This is a genomic window from Kitasatospora sp. NPDC057940 (assembly GCF_042887425.1).
Classification (GTDB): Bacteria; Actinomycetota; Actinomycetes; order Streptomycetales; family Streptomycetaceae; genus Kitasatospora.
In genome coordinates this window covers 18,015-33,227 of the sequence record NZ_JBHVPH010000050.1, presented here as the reverse complement: position 1 = coordinate 33,227, position 15,213 = coordinate 18,015, and the positions used below count along the sequence as shown (strand labels likewise).

The following is a 15,213-nucleotide window of genomic DNA, read 5'->3' as shown; positions in this document are numbered from 1 at the left end:
GCCCCGGCGGCCGCCACGACGCCGGGCCGGCCGGGCCCGAGCGGCCGGAGGACGGGGGCGGCGACGCCGGCGCGCAAGAGCGCCCCGGCGCCCTCGCGGAGGCCGTCTGATGGCGGGCGGCGCGGCGCCGTGCGGCCCCGGGAGCCCGGTGGGGGACCCGGTGCGCGAGGTGATGGCCGAGCACCGGGCGCTGTGCGAGCGGGCCGTCGACCCGCTGGAGATCGCCGCCGGGCTGGAGGAGGCCGGGCTCGGCCCGCAGGCCGCCGCGCGCTGCCGGCACGCCGACCTGTTCTCGCTCGCCGAGGAGCTGTACGCGCGGGTGCCCCGCCGCCCGCCCGCGCCGGAGCCGCCGCGCGGCCGGGAGTGCGCCGCCGCCACCCGGGCGACGCTGACCGCCGCCGCGCTGGCCGCGCTGCCCTGCGCGGCCGTGGTCGCGCTCGGCGCCCGCTGGCCGGTGCTGCTGCCGGCCGCCGTCCCGCTGGTGCTGGTGCCCGCCCTGGCCGCGGACCCCGCCGCCGAGCCCGGCCCGCCGGACACCGGCCCCCGCCGCGCGGCGGACGGGCTGGGCCCGGCGCGGGCGCCGCGGCGGGCCGGCTCCCGGTGGCGCCCGGCGGCGTTGGGGCACGGGCTGGGCCTGGCCGCGCTGCTGCTGCTCCCGCTGGCCGCGGCGGACGGGGACCGGCGGCTGACCGCCGCGCTGGTGCTGGCCGGGGCGGTGTCGGCCGGGTCGGCCGAGCGGGCGGCCCGCTGGTACCGGCAGGTCGGCCGCGGCCATCTCGGCGCGGCGGCCACACTGGCCGAGTTCCGGTCCCGGATGCGGCCGGTGCTCCCGGTGGCGGTCGCCCTGCACCTGGCGGTGCTCGCGGTGCTGACCTTCGCCGCGCTGGCGGTGCTGACCGTCCTCGCACCGCGCCCCGGGCCGGGCCACGGCGGGGGCCTGCTGCACCTGGCGGCCGAACGGGCCGGCGCCGCGCAGTGGGCGGCGCAGGGCGTGCTGGGCCTGCTGCTGGTGCTGCCCGCGCTGCTGGCCCGCTGCGGCCGGACGGCGGCCGCGGCGGCGGGGGCGCTGGCCGGGCCCGCCGTGGTGCTGGGGCTGCTCGCCCTGGGCCGCTCCGGGCCGACGGCCGGGCTGCTCGGCGGCGGCGCGGTCGCCGCGGTGCTGCTGGCGTACGCCTGGGCCGTGCTCGGCCGGGCGGGTTCGCACCGCTGAGCCCCGCCCGCCGGTGCGGCCCCGGGTGCCGCCCCCTTCTCGTTGCTCTCACTCAGTCCGCTCTTGATTTCAGTCCGCCAGGTCGTCCCCGACCTCGCTTCGTGGAAGGACGCCCCCGATGAGGGTGCTGCTGCTGGGCGCCGACGGTTTCATCGGCCGCCGGGTCACCGATCGTCTGCTGATGGACCAGGAGTTGCAGGTGACGGTGCTCGGCCGGCGCGACTCGGCCGACATCCGCTTCGACCTGACCACCGGAAGCCCGGGCGCGCTGGCCCGGTTCCTGGACGCGGTCGCGCCGCAGGTGGTGATCAACTGCGCGGGCGCCACCTACGGCAGCTCGCGCACCCTGATCCGGTCGAACACGCTGGCCGTCGCCACCGTCTGCGAGGCGATCCGGCGCAGCCGGGAGCCGGCCCGGCTGGTGCACGTCGGCTCGGCCGCCGAGTACGGCCCGGTGCCGGGCGGGGTGCCGGTGTCGGAGCAGGCCGAGCCGCGGCCGGTCGGCCCGTACGGGGTGTCCAAGCTGGCCGGGACGGAGCTGGTGCTGGCGTCGGGCCTGGACGCGGCGGTGCTGCGGGTGTTCGACGTGGTGGGCCCGGGGGCGCCGACCGCCTCGCTGTTCGGGCGGCTCGCGGAGGGGCTGCGGCGGGCGCTGGAGCGGGACGAGGCCCAGGTGCGGATGCCGGACCTGTCCGGATACCGGGATTTCGTGGACGTGCGGGACGTCGCGCGGGCGATCCAGGCGGCGGCGGTGTCGGCCGCCACCGGGGTGGTCAACATCGGCAGCGGGCACGCCGTCCGGGCCCGGGACGCGGCCCAGCTGCTGGTCCGGGCGTCCGGCTTCGAGGGGGCGATCGTCGAGGAGAACCGGCAGGTCCTGCTGCCCGCGCAGGCCGGCGGCCCGGTCGGCGACCACCTGCCCGGACACCACCTGCCGGGCCACCGGGCGGAGGGCCACCGGCCGGAGGGCCGGGTCGCGGCGGGGGAGCCGGTGCCGTGGCGGCAGGCGGACGTGCGCACCGCCCGGGACCGTCTCGGCTGGCGGACACAGGTGCCGCTGGAGGAGTCGCTCGGGGACGTCTGGCTGGAGACGGCCTGCCGGGTCTGAGCGGCCACCGGGAGCGCCCCGGGCCTGTCGGCACAGGCCCGGGGCGCTTTTCCGGGCTCCGGCGGGCGGTCCCACGATCCGACGCCGGCCGTCTCGCCCATCGGACGAGCTGTCTCGGAATACCGGAGGGGCGTGACACTGTTGGCCTAGGAGCCACCCGCGTGGCGGCGCAGCAACCACCATGAGGCTGGCCCAGGCCACCTGAACCAGACACCCATCGGAGTCCCCGTGTCGTTGCCACCCCTGGTCGAGCCGGCCGACGAGCTCACCGTTGACGAGGTCCGCAGGTACTCCCGCCACCTGATCATCCCCGACGTGGGCATGGCCGGGCAGAAGCGGCTGAAGAACGCCAAGGTGCTGTGCGTCGGCGCCGGCGGCCTGGGCTCGCCCGCGCTGATGTACCTGGCCGCGGCCGGTGTCGGCACGCTGGGCATCGTCGAGTTCGACGTGGTCGACGAGTCGAACCTGCAGCGCCAGATCATCCACGGCCAGTCGGACGTGGGCCGCTCCAAGGCGGAGTCGGCGCGGGACTCGGTCAAGGAGATCAACCCCTACGTCGACGTGATCCTCCACGAGGAGCGCCTCGACAACTCCAACGTCATGGAGATCTTCTCCGGCTACGACCTGATCGTGGACGGCACCGACAACTTCGCCACCCGCTACCTGGTGAACGACGCCGCGGTGCTGCTCGGCAAGCCGTACGTGTGGGGCTCGATCTACCGCTTCGACGGCCAGGCCAGCGTGTTCTGGGCCGAGCACGGCCCCTGCTACCGCTGCCTCTACCCGGAGGCCCCGCCGGCGGGCATGGTCCCCTCCTGCGCCGAGGGCGGCGTGCTGGGCGTGCTGTGCGCGTCCATCGGCTCGATCCAGGTCACCGAGGCGATCAAGCTGCTGGCCGGCGTGGGCGACCCGCTGGTCGGCCGGCTGATGATCTACGACGCCCTGGAGATGAACTACCGCCAGGTGAAGGTCCGCAAGGACCCGGACTGCGCCGTCTGCTCCGAGCACCCGACGGTCACCGAGCTGATCGACTACGAGGCCTTCTGCGGCGTGGTGTCGGAGGAGGCGCAGGCCGCCGCCGCCGGCTCGACCGTCACCTCGGCGCAGCTCAAGCAGTGGCAGGACGACGAGGAGGACATCTTCCTGATCGACGTCCGCGAGCCCGGCGAGTACGAGATCGTCAACATCCCCGGCGCGGTGCTGATCCCGAAGAACGAGTTCCTCATGGGCGACGCCCTGGAGAAGCTGCCGCAGGACCGCAAGATCGTGCTGCACTGCAAGTCGGGCGTGCGCTCGGCCGAGGTGCTGGCCGTGGTCAAGGCGGCCGGCTTCGCCAACGCCGTCCACCTGGGCGGCGGCGTGCTCGGCTGGGTCAGCCAGATCGAGCCGCACAAGCCCGTCTACTAGGACGCCGGAACGTAGACGCCGGAACGTATCGGAAGGGCCCGCCTCGGCGGGCCCTTCCGCGTGTCCGGTGGACGTCAGAGCGCGCCGCGGCGCTGCAGCACGTTGTAGGAGATCCAGCCCGGCAGCACCGGCAGCCAGAAGGTGAGCGCCCGGTAGAGGAAGACCGCCGGGGTGGCGACCGCCGGCGACACGTCCGCGACCGTCAGGGCGCCGATCAGGGCGACCTCGACCGGGCCGATGCCGCCCGGGGTGGGGATCGCCGAGCCGGCCGCGTTGGCGGTCAGGAAGACCACCGCGACCGCCGAGAAGCTGACGTCGCCGCCGAAGGCCTGCACCGAGGCGTCCAGGCAGGCGGTGAAGGACAGGGTCAGCAGCAGGATGCCGCCGAAGCCGGTGACCAGCTTGCTGGGCGTCTGCATCAGGTCGAGCATCCGCGGCACCACGCCGAAGAACAGCGAGCGCAGCCGGCCCAGCACGAACCGGCGCAGCGGCGCGACCGCCGCCACCACCAGGGCGAGCACGGCGGCGGTCAGCACGCCGATGATCACCGCGCGGGAGGCGGACAGGTCGCCGTTGGTCTGGCTGCCGGTGATCAGGCCGAAGCTGAACAGCAGCAGCAGGTGCCCGGCCAGGCCGGCCAGCTGGGAGGCGCCGACCGAGGCCACCGCCTGGCCGGAGCGGATCCCGGCCTTCTGCAGGTAGCGGGTGTTGAGCGCGATGCCGCCGATCGCGGCGGGCGCGACCAGCTTGACGAAGGAGCCGGCCAGCTGGGCCGCGACGGTGCGCCGGAACGGCAGCTTCTCCGGGACGAAGCCGGTGAGGCTCATCGCGGCGGCGACGTAGCTGAACGCGGCCGCCAGCAGGGCCGCCGCCGCCCAGACCCAGTCCATCTGGGAGAGCTTGAGCTGGGCCGGCTTGATGGTGGTCAGCGCCAGGTAGGCGGCGAAGGTGAGCGCGATCACCATGATCAGGCTCTTCGGCTTCAGCCGCTCCAGCTTGGCCGGCTCCATCGGGGCCTCGGGGGCGATCTGGAGGATCTGGCCGCGGATGCGGCTCAGCAGGTCCTCGCCGGCCACCGCGATGTCCTCCTCGGCCTGCTGCTGGGTGCGCTCGCCGGCCGCGACCTGCTCCAGCGCCCTGGCCCGGGCGACGGTCTTGCGCTCCTTGGTGAGCCGCGCGAGGTCGACCCTGGTGGAGCGGCTCATCCCGACCGGCTGGAGCAGCGGCAGGGCCTGGGCGACCCGGTCGGCGCCGAGCACCGCGTTGGCGGTGGCGACGGCCCGCTCCGGGCCGATCCGCAGCGCGAAGGTGGTGACCAGCTGGGCGACGTCGATGCGCAGCGTCAGGTCGGTGGCGGCGATGTCGCCGCCGGAGAGGTTGACCAGGCAGGCCGTCTTCTCGTCCACCACCAGCAGCGACTCGCCGGTCAGCCGGCGGTGGGCGATCCGGCGCTCGTGCAGGGCCGCCACCGACTCCCAGAGCGAGGCCATCACCTGGTCGGTGACCTCCTCGTCGGAGAGCTCGTCCAGGATGCGGCCCTCGACCTTGCCGTAGACCAGGATCGCGGCGTCCGGACCCAGCTCGGAGGTGGCGACCAGCTGCGGCGCGCGGGCGCCCGAGGCGGCCGCCGCGTAGGCGATCAGGGCCTCCTGCTCCAGCGCCTGGCGCAGCGACTGCGGGCTGCGGCGCACCGCCACCGAGCGCAGCCGCAGCCGCCGCCAGGCCCGGTAGAAGAAGCCGGAGGCCTGCTGCTCGCGGTCGATGATGTGGACGTCCAGCGGCGGGCCGCTCTGCTGGGTGACGTAGTAGCGGCGGGTGCCGCCGGGCGCGTCCGGGGCGCGGTGGGCGCTCTCCGGGGTGAAGCCGACCTTGCGCAGGCCGATCATCAGGTGCTGGCCGGTGGGCCGGATGTTCGGGGAGCCGATCGCGTACAGCGTGCCGTACGCGACGGACCAGCCGATCAGGACGGTGAGCAGCAGCGACAGCGGGGTGGTGTAGCCGCCGAGCAGTTCGGTGATCCCGCTGAAGACCACCACCACCCACAGGGCGACCCGCCACCGGGGGCGGCTCGACATGCCGACCGCGGTCATGTAGGCGATCACCGGGGCGAGGTAGCCGTGCACCGGGTCGGTGAGGGTGCCGTTGCTGTCCATCGGCAGCCTGGTCAGCGCGTCCCGGATGTGGTCGGAGGCGCCTTCGGCCACCCACCAGTCGATGCCCAGCGAGACGCCGTAGGCGAGCACCGAGGCGAGCACGCCGTCGGCGACCCGCAGGCCGTCGCGTTTGATCAGCCGCTCGACCGCGAAGGCCAGCGGCACGGCGAGCACCGCGACGCTGGAGAGCAGGCCGGTGATCGTGGAGAGCACCGCGGAGAAGTGCGGCGCGTTGGTGGCGATGTCCTGTTCGATGCCGGTGGTGGTCGAGGTGGCGATGCCCGCCAGCACGAAGACGGCGACTATGCCGAAGACGCCGGCCAGGAAGCGGATCAGGTCGGACGGGCGGTGCGCCCGGGCGGCGAGCAGGGGCTCGTCGACGTCCAGGTGCGGGGTGCCGTCCAGCGGGTCGTGGTAGTCGGGCAGCGGGCGCCGGGCCGGCGGTTCGGCGGCGGCCGGCCCCGGGATGGCCGGTTCCCCGGGGGCCTCGGCGGCTCCGGAGGGTTCGGCGGGTTCTTCGGAGGCCTCGGCGGGCGCGGGGGTCTTGATCGTCAGGTCCTTGATCAGGGAGACTTCCGGCGTGGGCCCGGTCGCGGGCCCGCCACCGGGAGCCGAGGGCACGGCGGCGGCGGACTCGTCGGAGTCCTCGTCCACACCCACGTCAGCCGTCCCGGTCATCTGGTCTTGTCCTCGTATCACCACTCACCGCCCCGAAGATGGTGGCATGCCTCGGCGCCCCGTGCTGGACAGGGGCCGGATCGGGCGCGGCGGATCTTTCGTACGGGGCCGCGGGTGCGCCCCCGTGCGGAAGAATGCCGCAGGTGACGGACGTAACAGACGACGGCCTCCCGGACACCCTGCCGCCCTTCGCCGAACTGGTGCTCGACCTGACCGAGCGGATTCCACCCGGCAGAGTGATGACCTACGGGGACGTTGCCGAGTACCTCGGCCAGGGCGGCCCCCGGCAGGTCGGCCGGGTGATGGCCCTGTACGGCGGCTCGGTCCCCTGGTGGCGGGTCATCCGCGCCGACGGCCGCTTCCTGCCCGGGCACGAGCACCGCGCCCTCGCCCACTACGGCGAGGAGGGCACCCCGCTGCGCGAACTCGCCGACCCGCCCCGGGTCGACCTGCGGCGGGCCCGCTGGGACGGGCGGGAGCCGGGCGCCGAGCGATGAGGCCGCCGCGGAACGCGTGACGAGGCCGCCGCGGACCGGGCCGCCGCGGGATGCCGCGAAACCGCCGCGCCGACGGGAATGACGGGGCAGGATCGTAGGCTCGATACGGGCGGGCCCCGGCGGGCCCGCCCGGCCACGCCTCCAGCACAACCCCAGGATCCGCCTCCGTGAGTTCCCCGTACCGGCTCGTGCGCAGCCCGCTCGTCCAGCCCGCCCCACCCGTGCTGGACGAGTACCAGCGCGCCGTGGTCGAGCACGCCGGCGGGCCGCTGCTGGTGCTCGCCGGCCCCGGGACGGGCAAGACCACCACCCTCGTCGAGGCCGTCGCCCGGCGGATCGAGAACGGCACCGACCCCGAGCGCATCCTCGTCCTCACCTTCAGCCGCAAGGCCGCGACGGAACTGCGCGACCGGATGTCCGCCCGGCTCGGCTCCTCCTCGGCCGCCCCCCAGGCCACCACCTTCCACTCCTTCAGCTACGCCCTGCTGCGCGCCCACCAGGACCCGCAGGACTACGCCGAACCGCTGCGGCTGCTCTCCGGCCCCGAGCAGGACGTCATGGTCCGCGAACTGCTGGCCGGCGGCGCCGAGGACGCGAAACTCGGCAGCTCCCGGATCCACTGGCCGCTCGACCTGCGGGCCTGCCTGACCACCCGCGGCTTCGCCGACGAGGTCCGCGCCGTCCTCGCCCGCAGCCGCGAGCTGGGCCTGGGCGAAGCCGAACTGGAGCGCTTCGCCCAGGGCGTCCAGCGCCCCGACTGGGCCGCCGCCGCGCACTTCCTCGCCGACTACCTCGACGTGCTCGACCTGCGCGGCGTCCTCGACTACGCCGAACTCGTCCACCGGGCCGTCCTGCTCGCCGAACGCCCCGAGGTCGCCGAGCAACTGCGGCGGCGCTACGAGGTGGTGTTCGTCGACGAGTACCAGGACACTGACCCCTCCCAGGTCCGGCTGCTGCGCCAGCTGGCCGGCGGCGGCCGCGAACTCGTCGCGGTCGGCGACCCCGACCAGTCGATCTACGCCTTCCGCGGCGCCGACATCAACGGCATCCTCGACTTCCCGCAGACCTTCCGCCGGGCCGACGGCGAACCCGCCGACGTCAAGGTGCTGCGCGTCTCCCGCCGCTCCGGCGCCGTCCTGCTCGCCGCCTCCCGGGAACTCGCCCGGCGGATGCCGATGGGCCGGCTGCCCGCCGACAAGCTCGCCCAGCACCGCGCGCTGCTGCCCTCCCGCGAGGGCGGCCGGGCCGAGGTCTACACCTACCCCACCCCCGGCGCCGAACTCGACTCGATCGCCGACCTGCTGCGCCGCGCCCACCTGGAGGACGGCGTGCCCTGGGGCGAGATGGCCGTCCTGGTCCGGGCCGGCGCCCGCTCCATCCCCGGTGTACGGCGGGCGCTCAGCGCGGCCGGCGTCCCGCTGGAGATCGACGGCGACGACCTGCCGCTGCGCGAGGAGCCGGCCGTCGCCCACCTGCTGCTCGCCCTGCGGGTCTGCGCCGAACAGGCCGCCCGCGACCGGCACGGCGACCCCGACGCACCCGACCCGCTCACCACCGACCTCGCCCACGCCCTGCTCACCGGCCCGCTCGGCGGCCTCGACGGCTCCGACCTGCGCCGCCTCGGCCGCGCCCTGCGCGAGGAGGAACGCGCCGCCCTGCGCGCCGACGGCGACCCGGCAGCCCCCCGCCCGGCCGGCGACCTGCTGCGCGAGGCCCTCGCCGAACCCGAGCGGCTGATCGCCCTCGACCCCGCCCACGCCCGCCGGGCCCGCGACCTCGGCACCCTGCTGCGCAAGGTCCGCGAACGCCTCGCCGGCGGCTGCACCGCCGAGGAGGCGCTCTGGGAGCTGTGGGACGGCAGCCGCCGCTGGCGCGAGCGCCTGGAACGGGCCGCCCTGCGCGGCGGCGCCGCCGGCCGCAACGCCGACCGCGACCTCGACGCGCTGTGCGCCCTGTTCGAGACCGCCGCCCGCGCCGAGGAACAGGTCACCGGCCACCGCGGCGCCCTCGACCTGCTCGCCGAGCTCGACGCCCAGGACATCGCCGCCGACACCCTCACCGTCCGGGCCGTGCGCCCCGAGGCCGTCCGGCTGATGACCGCCCACCGCTCCAAGGGCCTGGAGTGGCGCCTGGTCGTCGTCGCCGGCGTCCAGGACGGCCTCTGGCCCGACCTGCGCCGCCGCGGCTCCCTGCTGGAGGCCGACCGGATCGGCCGCGACGGCCTCGCCGAACCGCTCTCCCCGGGCGCCCTGCTCGGCGAGGAGCGCCGGCTCTTCTACGTCGCCGCGACCCGCGCCCGGGAGCGGCTGATCGTCACCGCCGTCAAGGCCCCCGCCGACGACGGCGACGAACCCTCCCGCTTCCTGCGCGAGCTCTACCGCGAGGACGTCGACCCGCGCACCGGCAGGGTCGTGCGCCGCACCCCGCCGGTCGTCGTCGAGGACGTCACCCACCGCCCGCGCCGCCCGCTGTCCGTCGCCGCGCTGGTCGCCGAACTGCGGGCCGTCACCGTCGACCCGGCCCGCTCGCCCGAACTGCGCCGGGCCGCCGCCGAACGGCTCGCCCTGCTCGCCGCCGCCACCGACGACGAGGGCCTGCCGCTGGTGCCCGCCGCCCGCCCCGACCGCTGGTGGGGCCTGGCCGACGCCACCGCCGCCCCCGACCCGCTGCGCAGCGCAGACCTGCCGGTGCGGCTGTCCGGCAGCGGCCTGGAGCAGCTGGAGAACTGCTCGCTGCAGTGGTTCCTGGACAAGGAGGTCAAGGCCCGCGCACCCGGCTCCGCCGCCCAGGGCTTCGGCAACGTCGTGCACGCGCTCGCCGACGAGGTCGGCTCCGGACGCACCCCCGCCGACCTCGCCGTCCTGATGGAACGCCTGGACACCGTCTGGGACGCGCTGGCCTTCGACGCGCCCTGGAAGTCCCAGCAGGAGAAGACCCAGGCCCGCGCCGCCCTGGAGCGCTTCCTCAACTGGCACGTGCTGGAACGCGGCCGCGACCTCGTCGCCACCGAGCACGGCTTCGACGTCACCCTCGACGCCGGCGGCGTCTCGGTGCGCATCCGCGGCTCGATGGACCGGGTCGAGAAGGACGCGGCCGGGCGCGCCTACGTCGTCGACTTCAAGACCGGCAAGCAGATCCCCACCGACAGGTCGCTGCCCGAGCACAAGCAGCTCGCCGTCTACCAGCTCGCCGTCCGCGCCGGAGCCCTCAACGAGCTGCCCGGCTTCGCCGACCGCCCCCCGGCCACCGGCGGCGCCGAACTCGTCCACCTGCGCGAGCCCGCCGCCAAGGCCGCCCAGGACGCCCCCAAGGTGCAGCGGCAGGACCCGCCGGAGGGCGAGCCGTGGATCGAGAACCTGCTCGCCGACGCGGCCGGCCGGGTCCTCGCCGAGCGCTTCGTCCCGCAGACCGGCGGCGGCTGCGACCGCTGCACCTTCCGCCGCAGCTGCTCCGCCCAGCGGGACGGGGCGCAACTCGTCGAGTGAAGGTTGTCCGCCGCTCCGGTTAACGTTGCGGGGTGACCGCCGTGCTCAGCCATCCCGACCAGCTCAAGGAGCTGCTGGGCATCCCGTTCAACCGGGAGCAGATGGCGGCCATCGGCGCCCCCCTGGAACCGGCCGTGATCGTGGCCGGCGCCGGCTCCGGCAAGACCACGGTGATGGCCGCCCGGGTGGTCTGGCTGGTCGGCTCCGGCGCCGTCCGGCCCGAGGAGGTGCTCGGCCTCACCTTCACCAACAAGGCCGCCGGCGAACTCGCCGAACGCGTGCGCACCGCCCTGCTGCGGGCCGGAGTGGCCGGGGAGGACGACGCGGAGCCGCTCGGCGAACCGGAGATCTCCACCTACCACGCCTTCGCCGGCCGGCTGCTCAAGGAGCACGGCCTGCGGATCGGCATCGAGCCCGACGTGCGGCTGCTCGCCGACGCCACCCGCTTCCAGCTCGCCGCCAAGGTGCTGCGCACCGCCCGCGGCCCGTTCCCCGCGCTCACCGGCACCTTCGCCAACCTGGTCGCCGACCTGATCGCCCTGGACGGCGAACTCGCCGAGCACCTGGTCGAGCCGGACACCCTGCGCGCCCACGACGAGGACCTGCTGGACACCCTCGCCACCGTCAAGCTCACCAACGACGACCTGCGGGCCGTCCCCGCCACCGCCCGGGCCCGGCTGGAGCTGCTGCGCCTGGTCGAGGACTACCGGCGCCGCAAGCACGCCGCCGGGCTGATGGACTTCGGCGACCAGATAGCCGCCGCCGCCCGGCTCGCCCAGCAGCGGCCCGAGGTCGGCGCGCTGCTCCGCGGCCAGTTCCGGGTCGTGCTGCTCGACGAGTACCAGGACACCTCGGTCGCCCAGCGGCTGATGCTGGCCGGCCTGTTCGGCGCCGGCCCCGGGGGCCCCGGCGGCGGCCACCCCGTCGGCGGCCACCCCGTCACCGCCGTCGGCGACCCCTGCCAGGCGATCTACGGCTGGCGCGGCGCCTCCGTCGCCAACCTCGACGAGTTCCCCCGGCACTTCCCGAAGGCCGACGGCCGCCCCGCCGCCCGCTACGCGCTCAGCGAGAACCGCCGCAGCGGCGGGCGGCTGCTCGCCTTCGCCAACGAACTCGCCGCGCCGCTGCGGGCCATGCACGAGGGCGTCGAGGCGCTGCGCCCGGCCCCCGGCGCCGAGCAGGACGGCTACGCGCGGGCGGCGCTGCTGCCCACCCACGCCGAGGAGGTCGACTGGCTCGCCGACTCGATCGCCCACCTGGTGCGCACCGGCACCGCGCCCGGCCGGATCGCCGTGCTGTGCCGCGGCGGCGCGGCCTTCCCGGACATCCACGCCGCCCTGGTCGCCCGCGAGGTGCCGGTCGAGGTGGTGGGCCTGGGCGGGCTGCTGCAACTTCCCGAGGTGGCCGACCTGGTGGCGGTCTGCGAGGTGCTCCAGGACCCGACCGCCAACGCCGCGCTGGTGCGCCTGCTGATCGGCCCGCGCTGGCGGATCGGCCCGCGCGACCTCGCCCTGCTCGGGCGCCGGGCCGCCGACCTGGTGCGCACCGACCGGCCCGAGGGCGTGGAGGCGCTGACGGCGGCCGTCGCCGAGGCCGACCCCACCGAGGTGGTCTCGCTCGCCGACGCGGTGGAGACCTTCCTCGACGCGGAGCAGCCCGACGAGCTGCCCTTCTCCGCCGAGGCCAGGATCCGCCTGGCCCGCCTCGGCCAGGAGCTGCGCGACCTGCGCCGCTCGCTCGCCGACCCGCTGATGGACGTGCTGCACCGGGTGCTGGCCGTCACCGGCCTGGAGGTCGAACTCGCCGCCTCCCCGCAGGCGCTGGCCGCCCGGCGGCGCGAGACCCTGCACGCCTTCCTGGACGTCGCCGCCTCCTTCGCCGACCTCGACGGCGACCCCGGCCTGGCCGCCTTCCTCGGCTTCCTGCGCGCCGCCCAGGAGTACGAGCGCGGCCTGGACAGCAGCCTGCCCGGCGGCGAGGACACCGTGAAGGTGCTCACCGCGCACAAGTCCAAGGGCCTGGAGTGGGACGTCGTCGCCGTCCCCGGCCTGGTCAAGGGCTCGTTCCCGTCCACCACCTCGCGCGAGCGCTGGACCAGCAGCAAGCGGGTGCTCCCGCACGCCCTGCGCGGCGACGCGGACACCCTGCCCGACGTGCGCGGCGGGTGGGACGGCAAGGCCATGACCGCGTTCAAGCGGCAGCTGGCCGAGCACTCCGGCACCGAGGAACTGCGCCTGGGCTACGTCGCGTTCACCCGCCCGCGCACGCTGCTGCTGGCCTCCGGGCACTGGTGGGGGCCCAGCCAGAAGACCGTCCGCGGCCCGTCCGCCTTCCTGGAGCAGCTGCGCGAGCACTGCGAGCGGCCCGGCGCCGGGGAGGTCGAGCACTGGGCCGAGCAGCCGGAGAAGGGCGCCGAGAACCCGGCGCTGGCCGCCCCCGTCGAGCACCCCTGGCCGCTGCCGCTGGACCCGGCCGCCCAGCTGGCCCGCCGCCGGGTCGCCGAGGTGGTGCACGCCCGGCTGGCCGGCGCGCCCGCCCCCGAACCCGAGCCGCTGTCCGCCGAGGACCAGCGCCAGGCGGCCTCCTGGGACCGCGACCTCACCGCGCTGCTGGGCGAGTTGGAGCGCTCCCGGCGCACCGCCCGCGACGTGCCGCTGCCCGCAGCGCTGTCCGCCACCCAACTGCTGCGCCTGGCCGCCGACCCGGACGGCTTCGCGCGCGACCTGGCCCGGCCGATGCCGCGCCCGCCGCAGCCGGCCGCCCGGCGGGGCACCCGCTTCCACGCCTGGGTGCAGTCCCGGATCGAACCGCTGCTGCTGATCGAGCCGGGCACGCTGCCCGGCGCGGACGACGACGGCATCGAGGACGAGCAGGACCTGGAGCAGCTCAAGGAGGCGTTCCTGCGCACCCCGTACGCCCAGCGCCGGCCGCACCGGGTGGAGGCGCCGTTCCAGCTGGTGCTCGGGGGGCGGGTGGTGCGCGGCCGGATCGACGCGGTCTACCGGGACGGTGACGTGACGTCAGTAACCGGTGGCGCGTCACGCTACGAAGTGGTGGACTGGAAGACCCACCGCGAGGAGACCGCCGACCCGTTGCAGCTCGCGGTCTACCGGATCGCCTGGGCCGAGCAGGCGGGCGTTCCGCCGGAGCAGGTCACGGCTTCCTTCCTGTACGTCCGCAGCGGGCGGATCGTCCGTCCGACAGGACTTCCTGACCGAAAAGAGTTGGAACGGCTCCTGATCGGGAACAGTGAAGAATGAGTCACGCAGAGCATTCAAGTCATCACGGCAACGCCCGAAACCTGTGCGTCATGCACGTTTCGTGCCTATTGTGGGGTCGGTAACCGGTCAACCCCCGTGCTCCGGCCGCCAGCGAGGCCCGCATTCCCTAACCCTCAGTCATCACCGCAGGTGCCCCAGGGCATCGGCGTCTTCTGCTGGAGTAACCGACGTTGAGCGCGACCGGATGGATCAGAGAGCGGTTCACCGGGCCGACCCCGGGACCCGCTCCGGGCACGACCGGCACCTGGCCGAGGACGGCGCTCGCGCTGCCCTTCATCGGCATGGCGCTGATCGTCGCCCTCGACTTCGTCAGCAACACCGAGGTGACGGTCGAGCCGGCCCTCACCGCCGTCCCCGCGCTGGCCGCCGTGGTCAGCCACCGAACCTGGTACCCGTTCGCCATCGGCCTCTTCACCGAGGCGGTGGCCTTCCTGATGGCCTTCCGCAGCGACGCGCTCGACCAGTCCGTGCACACCGCCAGCGTCTTCGCGATCCTGCTGGTCGCCCTGATCGGCTGGGTCAGCGCCACCCTGCGGCTGCGCCAGGAGCGGGCGCTGGCCGACGCCCAGCTCGTCGCCTCGATCGCCCGCCGGGTGCTGCTGCGGCCCGTCCCCGAGCGGGTCGGCACCGTCCAGGCGGCCGTCCACTACGAGGCCGCCGCCGCGCACGCCAGGATCGGCGGCGACCTGTACGAGGTGGTCAACACCCGGCACGGGGTGCGGGCCGTGGTCGGCGACGTCCGCGGCAAGGGCCTCGGCGCGGTCGAGACCGCCGCCGCCGTCCTCGGCGCCTTCCGCGAGGCCGCGCACCAGGAGCCCGCACTGGACCGGGTCGCCGGCTGGCTGGCCGTCAGCCTCGACCGGGCCCTGCACGAGAACGACCACCCGGGCGTGGAGGAGGAGTTCGTCACCCTGGTGCTGATCGGCGTCGGGGCGGACGGCACCGCGGAGCTGGTCAACTGCGGCCACCCCTCGCCGCTGCTGCTGCGCGGCGGGGACGTCCGGCCGCTCGAACTCGACGAGACCGTACCGCCGCTGGGCGTCCTCGACCCGGCCGACGTCCGGCCGCCGGTGCACCGGGTGGCACTGCGGCCCGGCGACCGGGTCCTGCTGTTCACCGACGGGGTGATCGAGGCCCGCGACCGCTCCGGCGCCTTCTACCCGCTCGCCGAACGCCTCCCGCGCTGCGCCGACGGCCGCCCGGCGGACGTCCTGCAGCGCCTGCACGAGGACGTGGTGCGCCACGTCGGCCGCCAACTCGGCGACGACGCGGCCATGCTGCTCCTCCAGTACGCGCCGGCCCCCGCCGCCGGCACCCAACTACCGCACCAGCACGGCATCCTGACCAGACACTAGGACCGCACCGGGACCGCACCAGGACCGCTACGGGCCCGT

At 75.4% G+C, this 15,213-nt stretch carries 8 protein-coding genes; 7 read left to right on the top strand and 1 reads right to left on the bottom strand.

Annotation, left to right across the window (positions count from 1 at the left end):
- Positions 1 to 148 precede the first annotated feature (148 nt).
- The 3 genes from ACFVTF_RS37400 to moeZ all read left to right on the top strand — a co-directional run bounded on the left by ACFVTF_RS37400 (position 149) and on the right by moeZ (position 3,725).
- Positions 149 to 1,210, top strand: a complete 1,062-nt coding sequence (locus tag ACFVTF_RS37400; protein ID WP_387818630.1) for a hypothetical protein — start codon at positions 149 to 151, stop codon at positions 1,208 to 1,210.
- A gap of 118 nt (positions 1,211 to 1,328) precedes the next feature.
- Positions 1,329 to 2,318 carry an NAD-dependent epimerase/dehydratase family protein gene (locus ACFVTF_RS37395; protein ID WP_387818628.1) on the top strand — a complete coding sequence of 330 codons (990 nt, stop codon included), beginning with the start codon at positions 1,329 to 1,331 and terminating at the stop codon, positions 2,316 to 2,318.
- A gap of 228 nt (positions 2,319 to 2,546) precedes the next feature.
- Positions 2,547 to 3,725 carry an adenylyltransferase/sulfurtransferase MoeZ gene (gene moeZ / locus ACFVTF_RS37390; protein WP_350879883.1) on the top strand — a complete coding sequence of 393 codons (1,179 nt, stop codon included), beginning with the start codon at positions 2,547 to 2,549 and terminating at the stop codon, positions 3,723 to 3,725.
- A gap of 74 nt (positions 3,726 to 3,799) precedes the next feature.
- On the opposite strand, the gene ACFVTF_RS37385 is transcribed toward moeZ, so the two are convergent.
- Positions 3,800 to 6,556 (bottom strand): flippase-like domain-containing protein, encoded by a 2,757-nt coding sequence (locus ACFVTF_RS37385; RefSeq protein WP_387818626.1) that lies wholly within the window; start codon positions 6,554 to 6,556, stop codon positions 3,800 to 3,802.
- 134 nt (positions 6,557 to 6,690) lie between these two features.
- On the opposite strand from ACFVTF_RS37385, the gene ACFVTF_RS37380 reads away from it, so the two are divergent.
- The 4 genes from ACFVTF_RS37380 (at position 6,691) to ACFVTF_RS37365 (ending at position 15,174) form a co-directional block, all read left to right on the top strand.
- A complete protein-coding gene (locus ACFVTF_RS37380; RefSeq protein WP_387818624.1) occupies positions 6,691 to 7,053 on the top strand; it encodes an MGMT family protein in 363 nt (120 codons plus the stop codon).
- Positions 7,054 to 7,220: 167 nt separating this feature from the next.
- Complete coding sequence (locus tag ACFVTF_RS37375) at positions 7,221 to 10,538, top strand: ATP-dependent helicase (protein WP_387818622.1); 3,318 nt, start codon at positions 7,221 to 7,223, stop codon at positions 10,536 to 10,538.
- A 32-nt stretch (positions 10,539 to 10,570) separates the two neighbouring features.
- Positions 10,571 to 13,798, top strand: a complete 3,228-nt coding sequence (locus ACFVTF_RS37370) for a UvrD-helicase domain-containing protein (RefSeq protein WP_387818620.1) — start codon at positions 10,571 to 10,573, stop codon at positions 13,796 to 13,798.
- Between the two features lie 191 nt (positions 13,799 to 13,989).
- Entirely contained in the window at positions 13,990 to 15,174 is a 1,185-nt protein-coding gene (locus ACFVTF_RS37365; protein ID WP_387818618.1) for a PP2C family protein-serine/threonine phosphatase, read from the top strand.
- Positions 15,175 to 15,213: the final 39 nt, after the last annotated feature.